Genomic DNA, 24484 nt, shown 5'->3' on the forward strand with positions numbered 1-24484 from the left:
TCAAGAAAGGGTCACCATGTCTCTCAACCAGGCCAAGAAAGACTTTCCGATCTTCACCCATGACGAAAGCCTGATCTATCTCGACAACGCCGCAACGACGCAAAAGCCGGCCTCGGTCATCGATGCCATGACGCATTACTACAGTCATATCAATGCGAACGTCGGACGCAGCGTCCACAAGCTCAGCAATCGTTCGCACGAAGCCTACGAAGCCAGCCGCCAAACGCTCGCCCGTTTCATCAATGCAGCCTCGAGCGACAGCATCGTCTTCACCAAGGGCACCACCGAAGCGATCAACTTCGTCGCGCAGAATTTTGCGAGGCGACGGCTCGAACAAGGCGACGAGATCGTGGTCACCGGCATGGAGCATCACTCCAACCTGCTGCCGTGGCAGACCGCCTGCCAGGAAGCCGGCGCCACCCTGCGCGTGGTGCCGGTCGATGCCACAACGGGACGGATCCGCATCGAGGATTACCAGGCGCTTCTGTCGCCCCGCACCCGGCTCGTTGCGATCGCCCACGTGTCGAATGTGCTCGGCGTCACCAATCCGGTGAAGGAGATGGCGCGGCTGGCGCGCGAGCGCGATATCCCCGTCCTGATCGACGGCGCGCAAGCCATCGCGCACCTGAAGGTCGACGTGCAGGATCTCGACGTCGATTTCTACTGCTTCTCCAGTCACAAGATGTATGGGCCGCAGGGCATCGGTGTGCTGTATATCCATCCGCGCCAGATGGAATGGCTCGCGCCGTTCCAAACCGGCGGCGGTGTTGCCTACGGCGTCAATTACGAGCGCGTGACGCATTACATGCCGGCACCGCAACGCTTCGAAGCCGGCACACCGAACGTGGCGGGCGCCGTCGGACTCGCGCGGGCGGCCGACTACCTCGCCGCCCTGGGCTTGGACGCGGTTCGGGAGCACGATCATGCGCTGTTCCTGCATGCCGCGAAGCAGCTCGGCGACCTGCCCGGCGTACAGCTGTTCGGCGCACCCGGCGAGCCGGGCAGCATCCTGTCGTTCGGCGTCCGCGATCTACATCCCTACGACGTGGGCAATCATTTGAACAGCTTCGACATCGCGGTGCGCACCGGCGTGCATTGCGCGATACCGCTCGTCGACAGCCTGGGGGTTCTGGGCACCGTGCGCATGTCGTTCAGCGTCTACAACACGCAGACCGATATCGACAAGGTGGCGGAGGCACTGGTCAGCATCAAGCCCGGGCAATGGACGAAGGAACATCCGACGTCCCGCTTCCTGCATTGAACGGACCGGTCGCCATGTCGCTCTCATCGCGCTCCGCTATGACTTGGACGCCCGTCCTGCTGGCCTTGTTCGAACTGGCAGTCTATCTGTCCAACGACATGTTCCTGCCAGCGCTGCCGGTCATGCGTAACGATCTGTCCGCCGGCACCAGCCTGGCTCAGCAGACACTGACCCTGTGGTTCCTCGGCGGTGCGGTGTTCAATCTGCTGCTGGGTCCGGTGTCCGATCGTTTCGGACGCAAGCCGGTGCTGCTGGTTTGGGGCGTGCTGTTCTGCGCGAGTTTGGCCGCCTGCGCCACGACCAGCAACATCGTGCTGTTCCTGACCGCGCGTTTCGTGCAGGGGGCGACCGTATCCGCGGTCGCCGTTTGCGGCTACGCGACGATCCACGAAATGATGGACGAGATCGCAGCCGTCAAAACGCTAGGCTGGATGAGCTTCCTCACCGTGCTGGCGCCGGCCTTTGGTCCCACGCTCGGCGGCATCGTCGTCGAGTGGTGGGCTTGGCGTCCGATCTTCGGTCTGATCGGCGCAGCAGCCGCGGTCGTCGTGCTGCTGATCGCATGGCGCGTACCGGAGAGCCATCCGGCGGCGCTGCGTACCTCGCTGCGAATAAGCGATATCACCGCGCGTTACGGCCGCCTGCTCGGCAATCCGGCCTTTATGGTGAATACGGTGTCCGCCTCGATCCTATTTGCCGGCACACTTGCATGGATCGTATCCAGCCCGCATCTGCTGCTCGAGGTGCAAGGCTACAGTCCCGTCCGGTACGGGCTGACCCAGCTTCTGCTGTTCGCCGGCTTCATGATCGGCGCGGCCGTGGTGAACGGCCAGGCGTCGGCGCTGCGAAAAGAAGTCTTCGTGCGCGCCGGCATCACGATCGCGCTCGCGGGCGGTCTGCTGCTTATGCTATCCGAATGGGTCGTCGACTCCGTGTGGCTGCTGCTTGCCGGCGTCTTCGTCTACAACGTGGGAAACGGCCTGACGTTCGCGATCTTCCAGCGCATGGCCATTGACGGAAGCAATGAGCCGGCCGGCGCCAAGATGGCCATGTTCGCCACCGCAATGGTGTCATGCGCGACGTTCAGCAGCTTGCTGGCCAGTTTCGCCGACCGCAATATGTCGTACTTCGTAGCGCTCATGTTCACGGGCGCGGCGCTCGCCGTTGCCGCGATCCGCCTGAGCTGGCGACGCCGGCGAGTCCTAGAGCTGTCCGGCGAATAAGCTCGACGGTGTTGGTTCGCCGCGCGGGGAACTGCGCGGCGAACCGCTTTAAGCGAGCGCATCGCATCGGTCGCCCGAGCGCGTTCGAAGTCCCCTTTAATACAAAAAGCCGAGCATCAACGCCTTCACCACAGCTTCCGCTTTATTCGACGCACCAAGCTTGCGCATCGCGTTGACCAGATGAAATTTGACCGTACGACCGTCGATCGACAGGATCTGCCCGATCTCCGAATAGGTCTTTCCCGCGGCCGTCCATTTGAGCGCTTCTTTCTCTCGCACCGTAAGTGCCTGTGAAGCCTCGGGTATTAACGAATTCGCAACCTGGCGGGTCATCGCGCCATGAAGCATGGTCGATAACCAGAGCAACGACGACTCCATCCTGACCAGCTCATTCTTCGAGATCGGCTCCGCGCCGCGCACCAGCGAGAGCAAACCGATTGTGCCGTATTGGCCACGCGAAGGCGTACATGAGCCATAGCGCAAGCCTTGAGTCCGGGCCGCGCCCCAGAACGACGGCGCATCGACGGCTTCCTTCGCCGACCAGACCAATGGCGTCATTCCCTGCAACCAGTGCTGGACCGTCGGATCGATATTGAAGTAATCATTCTGCGTATATTCATCGATCCACACGTCGGGATAGTTCGAAAACAACAGAAACCGTGGGTCCGAAATCGGCAGGGGAATGCGCATCACATACGAGCAGTGCTCGAATCCGAGCTCACGCGCCATGCTTGCTGCAATTTCGAACAATTCGGTTTCGTCATGCGCACCGGCAAAGTCGACGCCGCAGTGCGCAACCAAGTCTTCCGTGTCGGTGTCCATTTGACAATGTATCCATTCGGGCAGGACTGCACTGAATCTGCGACGTATACGACGATAACAATGCTTATTACCGAACCTTATGACAGAAGGCCGGCAATAATGGCTTTCCATTATTTTTAACAGAAATACATTTCTTTATGCGATATGGGTTTTCTTACAGACGGGTTTACATGGCCGACCTTGGCGATTGAACGCCACCTGGGCGCAGCCGCCATCAGCCTTAGCCGAATTTGGTATATAGGAGATATCGATGTACCGCGGCCCGTGAAATTCACGCGATGATACATCGGATTTATGAGTCGACACAACTACCACTATGATTTCGGCGCCCGATCGAACGACCCTCTATAGAGCGACCTCTCATCCTCGCAATCTATTCAAAATGGATAAACCCGGAATGGACTGCGGCGCTCTCTACCCAGTCGGATAGCTTTTCGCATGAGGCCTCTGCATTTCAATCGATGTTCAGCGGCCCGATTTGAATAATTCGATTTAGCGGGAAATTGAAAGAACATCGGCGATTCGACGAGAACGTGCAGGACGACAGATGATCGAATTACCTCAATTTACAAACGGATTACGGCAACCTGCGATTCACACAGCGCTCAAAATGTGGACATCGATGGCCCCGGATCGCCGGCTCATGCCGAGAAGGCGATCGGGGACGCAACCTAGTATGACGCTAAGTACGCCCCCCGGATGCAGCAGCGATCGTCAAATCCCGGCTTTCGGAGCGGAAAGAATCAATCGCAAACCCAACGCGGTGATCGCACCGGCTGCGATCCGATCGATCCACTTTTTGGCGCGCAGATAGACTTCGCGCGGGCCCTTGCTCGAAAAGCACAAGGCAACGACCGTGTACCAGCCGAACTCGACCGAAAACACGAGCGGCGGCAGCGCAAAATAGCACCAAAGCGGGGGATGCTGAGGCAGCAGCGCGGCAAAAATACTGCCGTACCAAATCGCCGTCTTAGGATTGCTCAGTTGTGTGGTCAACCCCATCCAGAACGATTTGTGCCGTGCACCCGAACGTTTCAGCGCCGCATCTTGCATCGCAAACGGGCGGTCGGCGCCGCGCCAAATTTTCGACGCGACATAAATTAAATAAGCACCGCCTGCGATCTTCAGCCCGATATAGAGCCATTCGACGGCCTGCAAAAGCGTGTAAAGCCCGGCGAGGGCGATACTGCCGAAAAAGATCCCTCCCGCCCCCATACCCAGGGCCGTGGCGAGGCCATCCCTACGAGAAAGCCCAATTGCATTGCGCGCGACGACGACGAAACTTGGGCCTGGAATCATCGCGCCCAGCAAGAGCGCGGCCACGATGGCGAAAATGGCAGCCGATGCGGTCATTGAAATCTCCTTTTTTTAGCGGAAAAGACTAGCGCCAGGAGATTTTCGCAGAAGCCGAGCATTCGAGCAGCCGAATACGCATTGAGGCCCTCGCGCTCGCCCGCGGGCGTAAGGTCGTCCTCGGCGCGATGACATTTTTTGCGCTAGCTACCGTCGAGCCCGGCGTTCGGGCCGCCAGCTCACTCGCGGCGTTGCGGTCGAGCAGTCGGCTCGGCGACACGGTCGACCCAGCCGCGGTAGAACGCGCGGTATTTGAGCACGAGCTTGTCGTACTTGCTGTACGCGCCGCCGCCGTCCGGCTTCATCCCGTTCCAGATTTTGACGTCATACCCCGCAGCCTGTCTGGTCTGAAGCCCGAATAGCACGAAATCGGTCGCGCGGCGCAAAGCGCCGCCCATCTTCTTGATCGAGATGAGCATGTGCATGACGTTCTTGCCGTCGCTCACCGGCGTCACGCACTGGAGCAGCTTGTATTTCGCCTCTCCGTCCAAGGCAACGGTCATGACGCACCCGCCGGGGTAGCCGTCGAAGTGCAGGTTCATCTGCGACATGTTCATGCCGAGCGCGCGCGACAGCATGCCGAGGGGTCCGAAGTACCGGTCCACGGTGAAGTCGATGCCGGCACCGAACCATGCGCCCGCCCGGGCCAGCGGCTCGAGCTCCGGCCACTGGCGCCAGTCATCGAAGAGCTTGAGCTCAAAGGCCGAGATCGGGAGCGCATGCACAGGGTTCGCGTGTTGTGCGTCGTAGAAGTTCTCGACGATCCGCAAAACCGCCGTCGTCGTCTCGAACGCAAAGTGCACGTGCATGAAGTCGCCGTTGTCGACATCGGCCGCGGCGATTTCCGGCAGCGGGTGCAGCGGCTGCGCGGAGCCGTACCAGACCCACACGTAGCCGTACCGCTCCGCGGTGACCAACGTCGGCTGGCGCGCGCCGCGCGGGACGGGCTCCAGCCTGCGCACCGTCGGGCTGTGGCCGGGGATATGGACGCACTGGCCCTGCTCGTCGTACCGCCAATTGTGAAACGGGCACTGGATGCACCCGTCCTCGACTCGCCCGTCGGCCAGGTTCGCGCCGAGGTGCGAGCAGTGGCGGTCCATCACCACGGCCCGCCCCGTCGCCCCGCGCCACGCCACGCACGGCCGGCCGAAGAGCGTCAACTCTTTCGGCTTGTCCTTGAGGTCGTCCGAACGCATCGCGACGTACCAGCTCGCGGCCAAGCGCGTGGTCGCGTCGTACACCGTCGCGGGATGCTCCTTGGCGGCCGCTTGCTCTAATTGAATGTCGTCCATCATTTTCGTGTCGGTGTCCGTGTCGATGTCGGTCGACTATTTCAGCGCCAAGCCGATGCGGGTGGTGACGTACGCTTTGAGCAGCGCAAACATCGGGTTGTAATCGAAGTACTTCTTCACCTCTGCCGGCGCACTGGTCTGCGTCCAGTGCATCAGCTTCATCGCCGGCACAAGGCTGTACTTCGAGTTGTTGAGCTGCGGTTTGGCGCCGTTGATGCAGTACCCGAAACTGAACATCGGCTTGGCGAAGTCACGTTCGTTGATGAGGGCATGAATCCGCGCCGCAGCCTCCTCGGCCGGCTTGAGCCCGGCGCTCACGGCCTCGACCTCGGCTTTTGCTTCGTTGAATAACTGGTAGTACCCATCCATATCCGCGCACAGGTACCCGAGATACGGAGGGTCGTTGTCGAGATGATCGAGGTCGCCCTCGTCGCGTGACGCACGGAACCTCGCGTGGGCTTGCACGAGCCGAAACTGACCGAGGATCGTGCCGACCGCCCACAGCCTGTGGAACGCGTCCCACAGGCGGAAGTCCGAGAACGCCGTGTAGCAACAGCTGACGAAGTCGTCGTTGTGGTCCAAAAGCTTCTGCTGGAGGCGCTCGATGTACTCGAAGCGCTCGGGGGAGAAATCATCGTCGCGCAGCGCTTTGATGAGGCGCGCCGCGAGCGCGTGGATAGTCACCGCAGTGTTTTCGAGCCCTCGGGAGAAGAGCGGATCGATGAACCCGTTCGCATGCAGCATCAGGCAGTATCGGTCGCCGACGCAGGCACTCGACGAGAACTGCAAGCGGTCGGTCTTGACCCAGTCGCGCACCGGCACGGCGTCCTTGAACTGCGCCCCGATGCTAGGGAACCGCGCGAGGAATTCGTCGAATTCCTGCTGCGCGGGGATGTCCGTTTTCGGGTAGACACGCGGATCGAGTTGCAGGCCGACGCTCACCAGGTTGTTGGTGGAGCGCGGGTGGTTGTTGAACGGAATCACCCAGAGCCAGCCGCCCGCGAACATGTGGTGCAAGGTCCCCTCGTGCCAGCGCCAGCGCTGCCCCTTGACCTTGAAGATGTCGTCGAACGGCTTGACCCCGAGCATGTGCGTATAGAGGCTGCGCGAGTGCGTCTTGAAGCGACACGGCTCTTCGCGGAGCTTGAACTTGGTTGCGAGCGGCGCGCGGGGTCCGCCGCAATCGATCATGTAGCGGCCGGTGAACCGCTCGCCCTGGGCGGTAGTCACCGCGACGCCGTCTTTGTCGGCGTAGTACTCGGTCACGCTCGTCTTCTGGCGAACCGTGCAGCCGTATTTAATGGCGGCTTGCAACAGGTAGGCGTCGACGTCTTGCCGGTAGTAATGGCTCTCCGGCCCCCACGGCAGCTCGGGAATGATGCATTGCGTGAACTCTTTCGGGTCGTGCTCCTGACCGGGCTTGTGGAACACGAAGCCGAAGTTGCGCTTGATGCCCGTGCTCGACGCGACGTAACGCTGAGTCGCGTAGAACGAGGTGATGTGATCGAGCTCCGGAATGCCGTAGCGATCGGCGATGATGCGGTTCATCAGAGACGTCTCGGGAATAGACGATTCGCCGATCGTGAACCGCGGGTGCGACGACTCCTCGATGATCAGCACGCGAAACTGTTGATTGGCCAGGATGGCCCCCATCTGCGTGCCGGACATGCCCGAGCCGAGGATGATCACGTCGAAGTGGTTGCTGTCATGCCCGTTCGCGGGGCTCTTTTGAGTCATGGTGGCAAACTCTCCTTATGAGATGGAACACAGGGCCGCGCGCATTAGGCGTCAATGCTCGCCCTGGGCAACGCGAAGGCGGGACCGCGCAGCACGCGTGAGGGTGAGTAAATCGCCGAGCATGCTGGGCGCGTACCCCCCGCTGCCGATGGTTGGGCCGCTTCGCCCGGCTTCGTACGCCCGCTCCGCCAATTTGACGTGGGGCGCTCGGAAGCGCAGCAGGACATCGAAGACCCGGTCGAGCGCCGTCAGTCCGGCCACGACAGGCTCGCTCCGCGTGCCGACCGCTTGCGCCTGGTCGAGCGCGCGGTCGAGGAGCGACGGCTCCCCGGCGAACCGCGCGTAGACAGCCCTGAACGCGGGAAGCACGTAAGGCAAATACGTCTCCTTAAATTCTCGATAAGCTTGATGGTCCGATTGCGAGCCCCACAGGACGTGCTCCAGTACGAAGAGCGGCATTTCTACGGCACCGGGGCCGAGGTAGCTCTGCCCCCCGACTCGAATCGGTTCGTAGTAGGGGCGGAGTTCGTCGTAGAAGACCTGCACCGAGATGTAGCGGTAGGCGTAGACGATCGATTCGACCATTTTCTGAAGATAGGCCGCTAGCTCGTCGCACCCTTGCGCGAAAGCAGTAGACCGCAGGGGCACGTCGGCTAGTTCGACAGTCATCTCGATGGCTGCCTCGAGGGCCGCCATCGAGATGCGCACGCTTTCGAGCAGGTGCGCTTCGTCACGGAGCCCCGTGTAGCTCCGCTGCGCGTCGGCCGCCGCAGGGTTCCAAACCGTCACATGCAAAAGCGTCTCGCGCGGCGGCAGCTCGGTCACGCGCGCCAAGTCAAGGAGCACCGGCTCGAGCCCGGGCACCACGTCCACGGGCTCGTGTCCGTGCCGCTTGAGCGACCCCAGGAAGAACCCGATGTCGCGCATTGCGGCGGCGGCTTCGACGAAGCCCCAGCCGGTGGGCACGCCGCGCGCTGGCAGGAACTTGCGCAACAGGCCGACGATGCCGGGCACGTCCTTCTTACGGTTCAGGCCCGGCAGTTGTAGAACGATCGCCCTCGCCTTCAGCGGATCGCAAGCCGCCACCGCGGCGTGCGTGGCCGCGAATGCGTCTACCCGCTCCAGGGTGCGCTCCACTACAGGATTACCGGCGTGGCGAGCGCCGGCCCAGGCTGGCTGCGAGACAGCCCCGCGTCGCCCTGATGCAGCGACCGCAGGTAGTCGTAGTTCGTCGGCAGGCTCGTCCGCAGACGCCCGGCCTCGCGCCGAATGCGGGCGAACATCGCCTCGGCCTTATCGATCGACTCCGGTCGATGGCGCAAGAGCGGCAACGACCGCTCGGGCAGCATGCCTAAGCCCGCAAAGACGCAGTAGTAGTTTCCGTTTAACCAGAAGTTCTTGAATTCGTAGTCGAACGTCTCGTAGTACGTGGAATCGTCGAACGACGTCGTGGTGAGCGGCAGCCCAGCCTTGTAACGTTCGACCTTCTCTTTGATGGCGTCCGAGAGCCGAAGATCGTGCCGGTTCGCGAGCCAGAACGGCGTGTCTTCGCGCGATGTAGTGAAGTAGTGCGCCTGAACGAAATCTCGGCAGTCGTCGAACATGCCGACGATCTCGGCGTTGAATGCGTCGGCCAACCGAGGATCGAACGACGTGTCCGGGAAGTGCTTCACGAGTTGGTAAAGCGCCGCGTAGATGAAGTAGATCCCCGTCGATTCGAGCGGCTCTAAAAAGCACGACGACAGCCCGATCGCGACACAGTTGTTGACCCACGCCCGCCCGTTGCGCCCGACGCGGAACTTGATCTGGTTGAGCGGCTGCTTCTCCGAGAGGCCCCAGAGGTTGAGGAAGTCGGCGGTAGCTTGGTCGCGCGAGGTGAACTTGCTCGAGAAAACGTAGCCGCTGCCGAATCGGCCCAGCATCGGAATTTTCCAAGTCCACCCCGAGTTCATGGCGATCGAGGAGGTGTACGGCTCGATCCCTACGCGCGCGTCGTCGTTTGGCACGGAACTAGCGACCGCGCTGTCGCACAGCAGGTAATCGGACATATCAATGAACGGCTCCTTCAGAGCCTGATTGATCAAGAGCCCCCGCATGCCGGAGCAGTCGATGAACAGGTCCGCCTCCAACGTCCGACCTTCCTTGGTGGACAGGCTGGAGATGTAGCCGCGGTCGTTCAAGTGGACCTCCACGACCTCGTCGACCACGCGCTTCACGCCGCGCTCGACGGCCCAGCGCTTCAAGAAATCAGCCACCAGGTGCGCGTCGAAGTGCCATGCGTGTGACATCTGTCGGGTGCCGTCGAGCAGACACGGTGCTAGCTTGCCGTCGAGCGCCTCGGGCTGCGGATAGCAGGCGTACTGCATCGGCTGCTTGAGGCCCTGTTCGCGCTTGCGCAGCCAGTAGTGGGTCAACGGCACGCCGTCGCAGTTCGGCACGCTGCCGAACAAATGGTAGAAGTAATCGTCGCGCGAGCGGTCGGGAGACTTCCTCCAGTTCACGAACTTGATGGCGGACTTGAATGCGCCGTTCACCTCGCGCATCCACTCTCGCTCCGGTATTCCGAGGAAGTCGAAGAACACCTTCTGCAAACTCGGAATGGTTGCCTCGCCCACGCCGATCCGGGGGATCGCCTCAGACTCGATCAGCGTAATACTCGTCTGCTGTTGGAGCGCCCGGACGAGGTATGAGGCGGCCATCCAGCCCGCAGTGCCGCCGCCCACGATGACGATATTCTTAATCGGGTTACTCATGCATTCTTCCCTTAGGAAATAGTGCCGCCTTAACGAGTTGAACTCGTAACTCGTTCGGTAATGCGTCATAACGTTTTTATCTGATCACGAAAAATGACACCGGAAAGGCGTAGTGAATCGCAGTAAAGTTTGGCATGTAAAATGCCGGCATTCGCCAAGCGAATGCTTTCGACTTAAACTCTGATTTTGCAAAAACCTTGCCATCAGGTTTATTGGCCCGTGCACTAAGGAAACGCGACGCCCACGCGGCACGGCCCACCGACGACTATTCGTACCATGCAGCCGAATTTTGAGGTGCAGGCCTGCAAAATCGCTCTCTACGCTTTTGCTGGGGAATGTATTTTCCATGTACGATATTTCCCTTTTAAATGGAAATATCAGCCGCCTCCCCCCCCCAACCAGCATGCTAATCATAGGAAACTACCTGTTAAAATCAAGTAAATCGTTCAGAGTTTTTAAGGTATTCCGATTGGGTACTCGATGCTTCGAATGAGATCACAAATTCATCGGAAATCGGTTTGCTTGACTTGTATGATTCCGGACAAGTTCTCCGCCTCGCTCCCTACAGTTCCGCGAGGCGACACTGTTGATTTTTTCTATACCTACCTGTCTGGACGGCGTCAGACCAGGCAGGCAGCTTTCGGATACGCGCCACCAATACTGGAGGTCGGCGGCCATACACACAGCCGAACGCGCCGTTCGGGGAACCATTCCCGGTTCTATCGGAAGCCCCTTGGGTATTTTGAATTTCAACGAGAGCTAGCGCGACGGGATGGACGATGTCGAGCCCGACCTCGGTAAGCGGCAAATTCGATTTCGAGTTCTCGACGAAGAACATGCCAACGGCGACGCCGACACTGACAGCTACGACGTGGGCGCAGGTAACGTCGGCGTCGTTCATCCTCACCGATGCGGCTGCGAGCTTTGCGTTCAATTCGGGCTCGGGAGCGCCGGTGACCGGACCGGGTACTACGTCATGGGTTCGCGCTCGATCGTCTTTGCGATGGCGACGGTCAATGGCGTGTTCATGGCGTCGGAGAGCACGCTGATGAAGGCCGATGATACGAGTGACAGCCCCGATCGTTAAACGCGAAGATCGCCGGCATTAAAGCGCCGGAAGGGACGAAGGGCAACAGCGCGGATGGGCTGTTGCCCTTTTTCTTTGTCGAGCCGCAGGCGCATTCGGACGGTGCACGACTTTGATGTCCGCTCTCGCCATCGTCTACGACGGTCGTCGTGAGGTGCCCGCATTTTGTACCCAACATTTGCCATTAGATGTTCACTGAAAAATAGCGCGAGATCGGATATCGTAATGACGCACGAGTCGTCTACGACATCGTCTACGACATCGTCTACGACATCGTCTACGACAATTAATTCGAAAAAACTACATAAGCAATGCGGTGAATTTCATTCTAGGTTCCGCCGGTAGCGTAACGCGATTCAGGCGGTTAGTGACGCATGCTGTGCCGAAATACTGATGTTGAGGCAAGTTGTATCTATTCTTAAAACGGGGAGCTCCATTGATCAGCGGATGCCGTGAGCGCCAGAGACTTTGGTTCCTAAGTGGCGTCGGAATCCGGCTTAGGCGGATGCTGACGATTTTTATTTGCTGTGCGGTAGCGGTCGCGCTCCAAAATTCGAGCTATGCCGATGTCGGTGTCAGCGAGCCGGAGTGGTTTGGTCCACCCGTGATTTACGAGCTTTCGCATCAACTGTCGCTGCCACATGTGGCAGAGGTGCGTGACATTGCAAAGATTGGGAATTTCACGAGTGACGGAGCGACGATTGAAATTGTCCTGATTGGAAACGGGGGGCGGCTGTACGGCGCCACAGGTGAAGCGCGCAAGATACGAGATGGCCTCTACATTCTTTCCGCAGATCCAGTTGACCATTGCTCTTTGCTCATCCACGTTAGTCGATCACGCATTGGTATCGAAGGGCTTCAAGCTGACGAAAACCTCCAGCGATTCTGCCCAAGCAAGATTTTTTGGTTGCCGGTGAAGGTGAATTAGGGTATGAATTTGCCATAACAGAGTAGGCTAAAAGCTTCTGTCTTTGTTGAGAGGGATTTATGTAGCGAGCAGACATCTAATGGAAATTTTCCCCTAATCAGACAAATTTCAAGCAGACTGAACATGTCAACGATCGTCGATTGCCTTGCCAGTGAGTCAGTATGTTTACAAAAGTGAACGCAAGTAACGACCCGTTCACGCAAGGACTTTACTCGCTCTGATGCAGCTATATCTGTATGGCTCGCGTTGATCATTCTATTCCCAAAAGGATTTGCATCTCTGGTGGTCGCTACCTGCGTACCCTAAACGTTAAATTTATTTGAATTCTGGAGTTGTTCTTGATCGTGAATGTCTACGCTCCATTTCGTTAAATCAGGATTTAAAAAACAAGAAGTTACGGCAAGTTCGACGATCAACTATCGCTGCCGCTGCGGAAGAAGTGTGTTATACCGTTCGATAACAAAGACAGGGCCGTCTATTTAGATCATCTCATCTTCATAATGTTTTCGGGTTATAGCGATTCGATACGTCTTAGCGATATAGGTGCGCCGATAGTTGCTGGCGCTATCGTTGTAGGAGCGGGCTGTTTTTCTGCGCTGCTCCCCTGCCCTATACATGGGGGCTTCACGTTGAGTACCCGCACGAAATGCCGACAAAAGCAATGCATTGTCTCTTTGCGATTTGGACTTACCTGAGGCTAACGTTCTTGTATGAACATGGTGCGTCATGGTCCAAGTCGCCACTGCTAGCTAAATGCTCGGCAAGTCATGATCCGTATCGGGTCATCCGTCTCGGCACTTGGAAGCTTGGCTGATGCCGTTCGCAGCGAGCCAACCTGAAATGCTCGTCCTGCTCTCTGCCAATTTTCGGATCAATTATTACAGTCGCCGAGACACGGGCTCGGCATACTCAGAGGCTTTCTGCACCATTTTTTTGATATTTTGAAAATCAACACTATGAGTTATCAAATTATGAAAATTGTACGCATCGCAATTTTCACTTTTGCATTTTTGAACACAACGCCCGGGCTCGCGCTATCGCCGGAGCCTCCCCCGTCGGTGTGCGAATCGGATTATCGGAAAATTGCTGAACTGCGCTTTGCCGATACTCTTAATCAGATAGAGGGCACCGTTCCCGTGGTATCGGATGCTCGAATTGCGGAGCTCGCACGAGAGGAGGCACCGCTAAGACAGCCCGACTATCTTGAGAAGCTTGGTGTTGTTGCTGCGACATCTCTACGAGAGGCGCTCCGAAGGCAACCGGACTTCCTCGCTTGGAAGATGCACGAGCAAATCGAATTCCTACGGACACATTTGTCCGAGATAGATCAGGTTAAGCCTGACGAGTCCGTTGACAAGCGATATTACGCGGTGCAGGAGTGGATAGACTTTCTTGTTGAATTCCAGCGAGACTTCGCGACGATGACTGCGCTTGATGCAGTACGGGAAACACCAATGATCGAGCCCGTAAGCCGATTGAGTGCCGAAAATTCTTTTGGGAAAACTATCGACGCTCTCATTGACATTCTTCGATGTGATGCGCATCGATCGCATTCGCAATCGGGATAATGTAATTCTACGTGATCGTCCGGTTGAGTGGCCTGCGAATTGATTTTAACTATTCAGATATCGAACAAGGAAATGTGAAATGAGGCAAAAAAACAAGCTCGTCGTCAATCACCGGCAACGAAAATATGTTCGGAAGTATAAAATTAACCTCTGCGGAGATTGCTTTAATAAACAAAAGTCCAACGCTGGTGGGTGAGCTGTTGATGTACAATCAAGCGGTATTGCGCAAAGATAATCCAATTAATCCATTTATAAGTAATCCGAGTAAGCAAGGAATATACTGGGATCCGGGTCAAAATGCAATCGTCTTTGGTTTATATGGTGATGGGGGTGGTGGCTCCGGAATGGATGCTGAAACTTTCGTCGGTGTGCTTTCGCATGAGATCGGACATTATTTAAGCAATACGTCAGATCTGGATCTTCAAAAAAATTACCTTCCTCAGTTGCAAACAGACTACGGTTTTGCCGAGTGGGAGGGTTTGCATCAAGAAGGGGAGGCGGTTTACAACAATTTTATTGTCTATCAGGAGATACTTCAGGGTAGTGGCACGGGGATCACAGTAGCCGGGGGGTATTCCGCGCCGACAGGTACAAGTCTAATTTCCGTCCTGAATACCTTATATGCGCAGCAGACGGCTAACGGCACGCCGACAGATGTACTGAAGAACATAATGATCGATGTTGCTGGCGGTTACTATGCAACACTACCGACAAGCAACACCGGTCAAACCTACGCCGATTACTACGGCACCCACTGGGGCGCTAAGCGCCCAGGAACGCTAACAGCACCTGCGCCCATATCGAGCGTCAGTTTTACAACTGACTCCAGCACTGGTCTGCCGATTTCAATTAAGGAAAACCTGACGTCCGGTGCGGCCGAGTCTATCGATTTTGCTCCCGGACTCGCGTTCACCGCGACACTTTATGGTCCTAACGGGCAGATGCAGGAAGCCGCCTCCTATACATCCGCAGCTATCCTGCTGAATCAATCAAATTACGACGCGTCGGGCGGGCTTAGGCAGACGTCGTACTACAACACGTCTGGTGAGGTCACGCTGATCGACAGCTACGCCGATGGCATCTTAACAGGCGAAATGCAAACTACCCACCAGGACGGCGCAATCGTCTACTCGGTGACCGGCACTGGCAACAGCCTAAATATCAGCGGCGCCACGGTGTCCGTAGGAGACGATAGCAGCGTAACCCTGGGTGGGACGCAAAACACGATCTTGCTAGCCAACGGCAGCTCGGTCGTGCTCGACGGTGTCGATGTCGCCGGACTAGCAATTGCCATACGCACGGACAGCAGCGGGATAGTGTCCATTTTACTAGGAGGGAATCTAGCCGGGCCCAGTTTTGTATTGGGGGAAGGCTTCAGTGTCACCGATAGCGCTAACCAAATCGTGTTGACGGGCAAACAATCCGGCGTCGACGAGGCAGTTGCGGTGAGCAGCTCTGGCATTTCTGTCGGTGCGCAAAGTGCAGACGGCGCAGTCACTGCTCAATGGATCGATCAGTTCTCCGGCCAACTGGCGTTATCGAGCTGGACACAAAACGGGACAACCTATAGCGGCCGCAACGTGGTATCCGCTGTCGCCGCCGGGGCAAACGCCAACGCTGCTCAAATCAACGCAGCGAGTCAAAACTTGGTCGCGAGCGTATATGGCAATGACCTAAATCTGATCGCCGCTGGTAATGGCGCCGGATTGCCATCCGATGTAACCACTCTCGTCGGGATTGACGCGGCACTGACAGAAGACGTTACGGCGCTGAACTATTTGAGCCAGCGCATTGCTAATGGCTACGTTTCCGACAAGTGGGTCGCGGCCTTCATCGGGCCTGCGCCAGGCTCAACGTTTTCACTGGCCGGCATTGTGGCAGCGGGGACCTTCGATCCCGCGGCCGCCGCGCTGCAATCGCTCATTTCGACCGCAGTTCGCACCATACCTGGCCAGTGGCAAGTCAACGTTCAAGTCTCGGGCTTTGGCGTGCAATCTCCCCTCGTACTGGACCTGGATGGCAAGGGCATCAACCTCGTCCCGGCATCGCAAAGCACTGCTACGTTCGACATCAACGATACAGGCACGCGCGAGCAAGTCGGATGGGTGGGGCCTACCAACGGCATTCTCGTGTTCGACAAAAACCATAACGGAGTCATCGATAACGCAAGCGAATGGTTTGGCGAGCACTTCTCCGCCAATGGTTCAACTCCGCCGGCGAACCAAACCGGCTTTCAGGCACTGGCGACCCTCGCAACATCCGGGGCGACCGCATTCTCGAAAGCCACCTCGCTGATCGACTCAACGACTGGTGTGTCCTATTTCGATGAGTTGCAGGTTTGGGTGGACGCCAACCAAAACGGCCAGAAGGATGCCGGAGAACTTCACTCGCTGGCAGACCTGGGGATTACATCAATTAGTCTTCAGTCGACGCCGATCAACCAGAACGTCAGTGGCAACACAGTCGAGAGTTCCGCCTCGTATACGATGGCGAACGGCACGACCCTTGCCATCGACGATATTGGCCTGGCCACGTCAGCCGGTAGCACAACCGGGACGGCTGGAATTTCCGCAGCCGGTGCGCTCGCCGTCGGCGAATATGTCAGCAAGGCATACGCGGCTACTGCCGCCGGTCAGGCGCAGGCAATCACAAACGGCTTGCAGAGTGTGTCAGTCAGCTTCTCGGGAGCCATCGCCACGATCCAGGCGTGGTACACCACGAGCCGGATAGAAGTGGGCGCGAGCGATACCCTTCACGAAACGGGCGTGCCGCAATATATCTCTGCGCTTGGCACCACACCCATTGCCGGGGCAAAAGCCTGGGGAGGTGAATACAGGCTCGATAGCACCGCACCGGAAGATACCGTCCGGGCGCTGAACGATATCGGTGCGCTCAAGCCGGTGGCCGTCAATACGGCCAATGCAATTGCGGCGGGTGCCAATGCCATTATGTCGGCACAAGTCGCGGCGGAGCACGCTGATCTGACCGGTGCCGCGGCCGATGTTGCCGCCGCGCAAACGGCCGCTCGGACTGCGAACACCACATGGGGTAACGCGATCGCGGGCTACCTGAACACGGTGGCGCAGGTTGCGGGGCTGTCGCAGGAACTGTCGAACGTCTCCAGCGAGCTGAACGCGCTTGTGCCCGTCAGCTACGCGGTAAGCAGCAATCTGGCCAACGGCTATAGCTATTTTTCCGCAGGCGACGCGCAGTTCGCCGCCGATACCTTCTCGGGCTTCGTCGCTGGAGAACAGAGCTTTGCCGAAATGAAGGACGGCCTGGACCGTGCGCTGACCGCTATCGCTCAGTCTGGCGACTACGCGCAGGCGTTCGTCGGTCAGGCCGGAGCAACCACGACCCTTGCGAGCGACCGCGATGTGTTCCTAGCCGCGGGCGGTAGTGAAACCCTCGTCGACGGCGCGGCGCAGGACACGATCCTTTTGAATCCGGACTCCGGAAATCTCACCGTCAAGGGATTCAAGACCGGCGCGGGTGGTGATCAGCTACAGTTCTTGAACGTCGGCTCGACCATGACGCTGTCGGACGACGGCAATGGCGGCACACTGATCCGCTACGGAAACAACCAGTCCGTCGATCTCGCGGGCATCGCGGCAAATTCGCTCGACATCGTCAATAACATCTCAGGCGTCAGCGCAGTTTCGTATCAGGGCGTTGAAGCCTCCAGTACGCTCAGTACGGGCGGTTCACGGGTGTACGACGGCCAAATTCACGTCACGAGCATTACCGGATCGAATGCTGGTAACACGCTGAGCGGAGACTCCGCCGCCACGATGCTAACAGGCGGCGCGGGCAACGATACCTTTATCGTCAATGGGAACGGCTACACCATCAATGGCGGCGGCGGGATAAACACCGTTTCGTACGCGAATGTTCCGCTTGGAATTAACGTCAATCTCCAGAGCGGAGCAGATAATCTTGGAAGCACGCTCTTCGGTATCCAGAACGTAAGGGGTACGGCGCACGATGACACCATCTCGGGCGATACGACCAACAACGTTCTCGATGGTGGCGGGGGCAACGATATCCTGATCGGTGGCGGCGGTAACGACACCTATCTCTTCAACGAACGCTACGGCCATAACGTCATCGAAAACGGTGTCGCCGCTAACGGAATCCCTAGCGGCACGCTGCTATTTGGTTCGGGCATCGGCGCCAACAGCCTATGGTTCACGCAATCGGGCAATGATCTCGTAATCCAGGTGCTGGGCACTGGCAGCCAAGTGACGGTCAAAGGCTGGTTCGCCAATGGTTGGCAGCAGCTTGAGTCCATATCCCTCGCGAACGGCCTGCAAGTTTCACCGCAGTCTGTCGCTACGATCCTCAGGATCCAGTCGCTCTACAAGACGGCGAACCCGGGCTTCGATCCGCAATCGGTGCAGGTCATGCCGGGTGGTATCGACCTGACGAGTTGGTTCGTACCGCTGCCGAACCCGACGACGGTGCCGGTGGCCACTAATGTTGCGCTCGCGACACAGCACCAGTTCAACGGCGCATATGCCACAAGCGGTGCGAACGTTGCAGCTTCCCAGGTGGGAGCGATTAACGGGCAGGTAGCCAATGTATCGAACGTTAATGGTTATGCGAATGCGCTCGCCAACAGTCCGAAGGCACTCCCGGCGCCGTATGGTTCTGGCTACAACTATGCTTACCAGTACACCGAATCGGGTTCGTCCCTGACATTTGTTGGACTGTACACCAGTGCATGGGTGCCATATCCAGGGACCAGTCTCGGTGGGCCTCCGCCTGGCGTGACGAGCTATCAACAGATCGGGGCGCTGACGCCTACGACATTCTATATCCGGGCTACGGATAAGGTGTCGACGGGAACGGTCACGACGTGGGCTTTCCTGGGCGACTCCAGCACGATGAGCAACGTGATCAACGCAGTCAGTCAAGCGAATGGCCTGATTGCGAGCAGCGCAACGCTGGCACAGGGGGTGGCGAACGCAGACAGTGCCGAACAGACGGCGCTTGGCGCGGCAGTTGCGGCCAATAACGCAGGGGCAACGTTCAGTTCGCAGGCGGCTTCCTTAGCTCGCGCAGACGCGCTGACCGCGGAAGCCGACTTCGCCGCGGCAATCGCGCAGTGGGTGCCGACGCAAAACAATCTCGCGGCGGCTGCCGGTGTTTTGTCCCCTATCTCAGCAGAACTCAACGGTATCCTGCCGCCCACGCAAGTGACGACGCAGTCCTTTCAGCGGACCAATATCTACGGCCAAACCGTAACGGTGACGGACACCTACACCACAACGTTCAGCTTCTATACGCAACAGGACCAGAATGAGTTCAATGCGTTACAGTCGGCCCAATCGGCCGCACAGAATGCGTTGAACCTCGCCAATGGCGAGTTCGGCGCGCTGCTGTCTGCCTTGCAGGCTTTTGGTCCTTATGCGTCGGCGCAGGTAGCGGGACCGTCGGCGAACCTGAGCGCGGACACGGGGGGCGACCTCTTGATCGCAGCCGGTGGCGGTTACCACGTCCTCAACGGTGGCGGGGGGCGCGACACGTTTGCCTTCGGTAGCTGGAATGACACGAGCTCCGCTACCGTGCAAAACTTTCAGACAGGCACGCAAGGCGATCGCCTGCTGATCGTTCCGGCGCAGAACCGGACCGTCAGTCTGACGGATTCCGGCAATACCACCGACGTCAGTTTTGTCGTTGGTAATGGTGGGACTGACACCGTCGTGCTGGCCGGCGTTGCGCTCAATGCGTTGTCGCTCTATGACGATATCGTAGGCGTGGATACGGCCGCTTTCGCCAGCGAGGCACACGGTGTCACGGTTAGTCTCGCATCGGTTACGCCGCGCTCATACGATGGCTCGACACACATCCGCAACATCATCGGCAGCAACTACGGCGACACGCTTACCGGTGATGAACAGGACAACACCATTACAGGCGGCGCAGGGAACGATACCCTCTCGGGGGGCGGGGGCAACAATGTGTTGAACGGCGGCGGAGGCGTGAACACCGCCTCCTACGCGGGTGCGCCGGGTAGCGTAACTGTCGATCTGTCGGCCGGAACGGCATCCAACGGATATGGTGGAACGGATACGCTGGGCAATATCCAGAATGTTGTTGGCTCGTCCGGCAACGACCTCATCTTCGGCAATAGCGTTAACAATACGCTGGATGGTGGCGGCGGAAATGACATGCTCGTGGGCGGCGGTGGCGCGGACACGTATGTTTTCAAGCTTGGGTACGGTCAGGATGTCATCGTCAACGGTGCCGCCGGGAGCGTAGGACCCTCGGGTCAACTGCAACTGGGCGCCGGACTTGCCGCGAACAACCTGTGGTTCTCGCAATCCGGGACGGACCTTCTCATCCAGGTTGTGGGTACGACGGAGCAGATTACGGTTCAGGGTTGGTATGCGGCTGGTGCGGCCTATCGACAGCTATCGAGCATCTCGCTTGCCGATGGGACCCAGTTGAGTACCGCCACGGTAAACGGGCTTGTGGCCGCCTTTGCGGCTTCCGCGCCCGCATTCGTCCCGTCAGGCGCCACTTCGTTGCCCCCCGCCTTGTCAGCCGTCGCTGCGGAGTACTGGACCAGAACCATCAGCGGTACGAGCGGTAACGATACGCTTGCCGCAGACGGGGTCAACGATACGCTCATCGGCAACGGTGGCAGCGACACCTACATCGTTGCGCAAAGTAGCTATCGTGAAACGGTTGTCAATGGTATTGCGTCCTCCAATGTAGCAGCGGGTACCCTGCGGCTTGGTGCGGGGCTCACGCCCGACAATCTCTGGTTCATGCAATCCGGGAAAGATCTTGTCATTCAGGTGCTGGGCACGTCGGAGCAAGTGACCATCCAGGGTTGGTATTCGAACGCATACAGCCAGTTGCAGTCGCTGGTACTCGCGGATGGCTCATCCATCGGAACCGGGGCGCTCGCCCAGCTTGCCGCGGCAATGAGCGCCTACCAGCAGGCGAATCCGTCGTTCAGTGCACCAACGGCAGCCGGCCTCCCGGTCGACGCAACGTTATCGACAGTTCTGGGGAGTGCGTGGACACGCGCGCTTACGGGAACGTCTGCAAACGACGTGCTATCCGGCCACGAGGGAGCCGACAGGCTCGATGGCGGACTGGGAAACGATACGCTGATTGGCGGTGCAGGTCAGGCAACCTATGTGTTCAACGCAGGGTACGGGCAGGACATCATTGTCAATGGCTCGACCTCGAATCCGGGACCGTCCGGTCAACTTCAGCTAGGAACCGGACTATCGGCCCAAAATCTGTGGTTCTCACAGTCGGGCAACGACCTCGTCATTCAGGTGCTCGGTACGACGAGCAAGGTAACAATCCAGGGCTGGTTTGCCAACGTATGCCGTCAACTCGCCTCGATCGAGGCCGGGACTGTGGCGCTGGGCTCGACCGCTGTCAGCCACTTGGCACAGGCCATGACGGCTTGGATGAGCCAGAATCCGGGCTTCTCGCCCCAAACGGCGACAGCGATGCCGTCCGGTATCGAAAGCGCTATTACAGCGGCCTGGCCTGGCGGCATGACGTACACGGGGACAGCGGGCAACGACGTTCTTGATCCAGCGGGCCAGTTCAACGACACACTTCTGGGTAACGGCGGGATCGATACTTATGACTTCGCCACGGCGAACCAAACGGAGACCATCATCAATGGCGTCTCCGGTAGTACATCGGCGGTTGGGCAGCTTGTACTGGGCGAGGGGCTAAATCCGGATAACTTGTGGTTCAGCCAATCGGGCTCCGACCTCGTCATACAGCAGTTGGGGACAACGAACGCAGTGACGGTGAAGGGCTGGTTTGCACGAACGGGGGCGCAACTTGGCTATCTGACGCTCGCAGATGGATCTCAGATTTTGAATTCCAGCATCAACGCGCTGGAGAGCGCCATGGCGACGTGGCAGGCCGCAAACCCCGGGTTCAATCCGGCCACGGCGACGCAGCTTCCGAACGATGCGAGTTCGGCCACCCAAACGTTGATTAGGGCCCTTGGCAGCTACTGGACGCGAACGATTCTCGGCGTACAAAATGGCGCCGTAACAGCCGGCCGGGGCGCCGGCAACCAGATTGTAGTGACGGGCGACAACGAACTACTGGTCGGCGCGCCCGGGGCCGATACGAGGTATATGTTCGGCTTGAACGTGGGTCAGGCAACCATTGTTAATGGTGCAGCTACAACCGGTTCGATGAGCAGTATCGTGCTGCCTGAAGTGCTACCTAGCAAACTGTGGTTCACGCAAAGCGGGAACGATCTGAAAATCCAGGTGCTGGGCACCGCCAGCGAAATCACCGTCACGGGTTGGTTTAGCGGTGAGGCGCTCACACGCATCATAGCCTTCAACGCCTCAATCACCAATCTCACGACGGCGGCGGTGAATGCGCTTGCCACCGCGATGACGGCGTACCAGCGAGCAAATCCGCAATTCAATCCGCAAACGGCGCTGATGCTTCCAGACGACCCCACCGTCCGATCGGCAGTATCGACAAACATGCCGAACATCGTCGTTGGAACCGGTGCAAATGATTCTCTGAGCGCGCCAGGCGCGGCGAGCGTGATCGATCCGGGCACAGGCAATGTCGCGATGTCGGGAGGGGCGTCCGTAAGCTACCTTCTCGAGCGGGGATATGGAAGCGATCAGATCACGAATATCGCAGGGTCGCAGGCCGGGTATCTCCAGCTAGGCGCGAAACTGGGTGCAGAAAATCTCTGGTTTAGTCAAGCTGGCAACGATCTGGTGATACAGGTCCTCGGCAGTTCGACCAGGGAAACGATAAAAAACTGGTTTGTGTCGAACGCCTCCCAGTTGCTGGGCCTCAAAACGCTCGTGGGCGCGAACGCTGTCGGTGCCGATACGTTCATGACCGGCGCCCAGATGTCAGCACTGGCCGCGGCAATGACGGCCTACCAGCAGGCTCATCCCGCTTTCAATCCCGCCGTGGCAACGCAAATGCCCGCAGATACGAGCATCTCGACCGCAATCGACGCCAACTGGGCGCGGAAAATTTCTTCGGTCGGTATTGTGGCGAAAGTGGATAACGTACTCGATGCCGGTCCAGGCAACTCGACGCTGTCGGGGAGCTTCGCGGGCGTGCAGACAACGTACGTATTTAACGTCGGGTATGGGCAACAGAGCATTGCGAACAACGTACCGGACGGGCTCCCGGGTAATACGCTCGCTCTCGATCCTGGTTGGTCGCCCGATCGCGTCTGGTTTTCCCAGTCTGGTCAGAACCTGCTCGTGCAGTTCATCGGCACGACGGACAGCGTGACGATCAATCAGTGGTTCACGTCCAGCGCTTACGAGCTCCAGTCCATTTCCCTTGGGGGCCGACAATTGACGACAGCTGGCGTCAACGCGCTTGAGAGGGTCATGGCCGCCTATCAGGCAGCCAATCCATCGTTCCTGCCAGCGACGGCAACGGCGTTGCCGAGCGACGCAACACTACAAACGGCAGTCGCAGGCAACTGGTCGGCATCGCCAGTCATTTCCGGAACCGCGGGCGCTGATGTGCTTGATGGTTCCCGGCAGCACTTTGCCGCGCTCGTGGGCAATGGCGGAGTCGATACGTACAACTTCGCGAAAGGCGATGGAGTCGAGCGGATCGTGAATGGAGTCACGACGTCGAATGCGGCAGCAGGCGAACTCGTGCTGGGCTCCGGAATTGCCGATACCGCTATCTGGCTGGACCGCGTAGATGACACTGGCCATGTAACGTCGACCGGGGCGAATCTACGTGTCGACGTGCTCGGTACCGACGACTCGATCACAATCGACAACTGGTTTGCCGTCGGCGCGAACTATGCGCAGCTCGGTGACATTCGTCTTTCAGACAGCGGCCTGAAGCTTGATACGCAGATCAATACGCTGGTTCAGGCGATGGCTTCATTCGGGGCGAGCTTCGCCAATATGAACGGCGGCGCGACGTTCGATCCGTCCAATCCGTCGAACGCCGTCATCACTAGTGCGCCATTGCTGGCGGCGGTCAACAGCGCCTGGCATCACTAAAAACCCAGATCGCGTGGACGGCCCGCTGAACGCGGGCCGTTGCACCGACAGACTCCATATTTCATTCGCGCGCGGCTCTTGCTCGCCAGTCTTTTATATCACATCGTGATATAAAAGCGCTATCCTTGATCTACCGCAACTTGCTCCCGCATCTTCAAGTTAATGTGAGAAACGCGAGGTTTCGGCGACGGCGATATTCGTCGCGCTCGTTATTTAACAAAGAAGGTCTGGCCATGAAATTTAGGATCCGGGAGCAGCTCAGCGACGGCGACGTACCGAAAATTGCAGACGCCATCATTTCGGTCGACCCTGACGCAAAGGTCTCGGCAGACGTGGGAGCGAACACGGTGGACGTGTCCTCCTGGCTCTTTGCCGAAGAATTCCTCGTTGCGTTCTACGATGCCGGGTACGACGTTCGAATTGCTCAACGCTAAGGTGTCGCGAGACCTG

Annotated in this window: 13 protein-coding genes; 7 read left to right on the forward strand and 6 right to left on the reverse strand. The window is 58.5% G+C overall.

Going from position 1 to position 24484, the window contains the following annotated elements; all coding sequences use genetic code 11:
- Positions 1-16: 16 nt before the first annotated feature.
- Positions 17-1261, forward strand: coding sequence for an aminotransferase class V-fold PLP-dependent enzyme (locus AB1286_RS28935; protein WP_430366629.1), 1245 nt, complete (start codon positions 17-19; stop codon positions 1259-1261).
- A gap of 38 nt (positions 1262-1299) precedes the next feature.
- Complete coding sequence (locus AB1286_RS28940) at positions 1300-2484, forward strand: MFS transporter (protein ID WP_430366630.1); 1185 nt, start codon at positions 1300-1302, stop codon at positions 2482-2484.
- Between the two features lie 96 nt (positions 2485-2580).
- Here AB1286_RS28940 and AB1286_RS28945 read toward each other — a convergent pair whose 3' ends face one another.
- The 6 genes from AB1286_RS28945 to AB1286_RS28970 all read right to left on the reverse strand — a co-directional run bounded on the left by AB1286_RS28945 (position 2581) and on the right by AB1286_RS28970 (position 10441).
- A complete protein-coding gene (locus AB1286_RS28945) occupies positions 2581-3306 on the reverse strand; it encodes a LuxR family transcriptional regulator (RefSeq protein WP_430366631.1) in 726 nt (241 codons plus the stop codon).
- A 714-nt stretch (positions 3307-4020) separates the two neighbouring features.
- The gene (locus AB1286_RS28950) at positions 4021-4659 is read right to left on the reverse strand and encodes a LysE family translocator (protein ID WP_430366632.1); all 639 of its coding nucleotides are present in this window, start codon (positions 4657-4659) and stop codon (positions 4021-4023) included.
- A 179-nt stretch (positions 4660-4838) separates the two neighbouring features.
- The gene (locus tag AB1286_RS28955) at positions 4839-5951 is read right to left on the reverse strand and encodes a Rieske 2Fe-2S domain-containing protein (protein ID WP_430367354.1); all 1113 of its coding nucleotides are present in this window, start codon (positions 5949-5951) and stop codon (positions 4839-4841) included.
- 36 nt (positions 5952-5987) lie between these two features.
- Complete coding sequence (locus AB1286_RS28960; RefSeq protein ID WP_430366633.1) at positions 5988-7688, reverse strand: NAD(P)/FAD-dependent oxidoreductase; 1701 nt, start codon at positions 7686-7688, stop codon at positions 5988-5990.
- A gap of 51 nt (positions 7689-7739) precedes the next feature.
- Positions 7740-8825, reverse strand: a complete 1086-nt coding sequence (locus AB1286_RS28965; protein ID WP_430366634.1) for a monodechloroaminopyrrolnitrin synthase PrnB family protein — start codon at positions 8823-8825, stop codon at positions 7740-7742.
- On the reverse strand, positions 8825-10441 hold the full coding sequence (locus AB1286_RS28970; RefSeq protein WP_430366635.1) for a tryptophan halogenase family protein: 1617 nt from the start codon (positions 10439-10441) through the stop codon (positions 8825-8827). Before AB1286_RS28970 ends, AB1286_RS28965 begins: the two co-directional genes overlap by 1 nt.
- A gap of 772 nt (positions 10442-11213) precedes the next feature.
- Here AB1286_RS28970 and AB1286_RS28975 point away from each other — a divergent pair.
- From AB1286_RS28975 to AB1286_RS28995, 5 genes are all read left to right on the forward strand, one after another.
- Complete coding sequence (locus AB1286_RS28975) at positions 11214-11528, forward strand: hypothetical protein (protein WP_430366636.1); 315 nt, start codon at positions 11214-11216, stop codon at positions 11526-11528.
- A 505-nt stretch (positions 11529-12033) separates the two neighbouring features.
- Positions 12034-12456, forward strand: a complete 423-nt coding sequence (locus AB1286_RS28980) for a hypothetical protein (protein ID WP_430366637.1) — start codon at positions 12034-12036, stop codon at positions 12454-12456.
- A 956-nt stretch (positions 12457-13412) separates the two neighbouring features.
- Positions 13413-14024, forward strand: coding sequence for a hypothetical protein (locus tag AB1286_RS28985; RefSeq protein ID WP_430366638.1), 612 nt, complete (start codon positions 13413-13415; stop codon positions 14022-14024).
- Between the two features lie 344 nt (positions 14025-14368).
- Complete coding sequence (locus tag AB1286_RS28990; protein WP_430366639.1) at positions 14369-24034, forward strand: calcium-binding protein; 9666 nt, start codon at positions 14369-14371, stop codon at positions 24032-24034.
- A 233-nt stretch (positions 24035-24267) separates the two neighbouring features.
- On the forward strand, positions 24268-24468 hold the full coding sequence (locus AB1286_RS28995; RefSeq protein ID WP_430366640.1) for a copper chaperone: 201 nt from the start codon (positions 24268-24270) through the stop codon (positions 24466-24468).
- The last annotated feature ends 16 nt before the right edge of the window (positions 24469-24484 follow it).

The sequence above is a fragment of the Trinickia sp. NRRL B-1857 genome (genome assembly GCF_050470685.1).
Taxonomy (GTDB): Bacteria; Pseudomonadota; Gammaproteobacteria; order Burkholderiales; family Burkholderiaceae; genus Trinickia.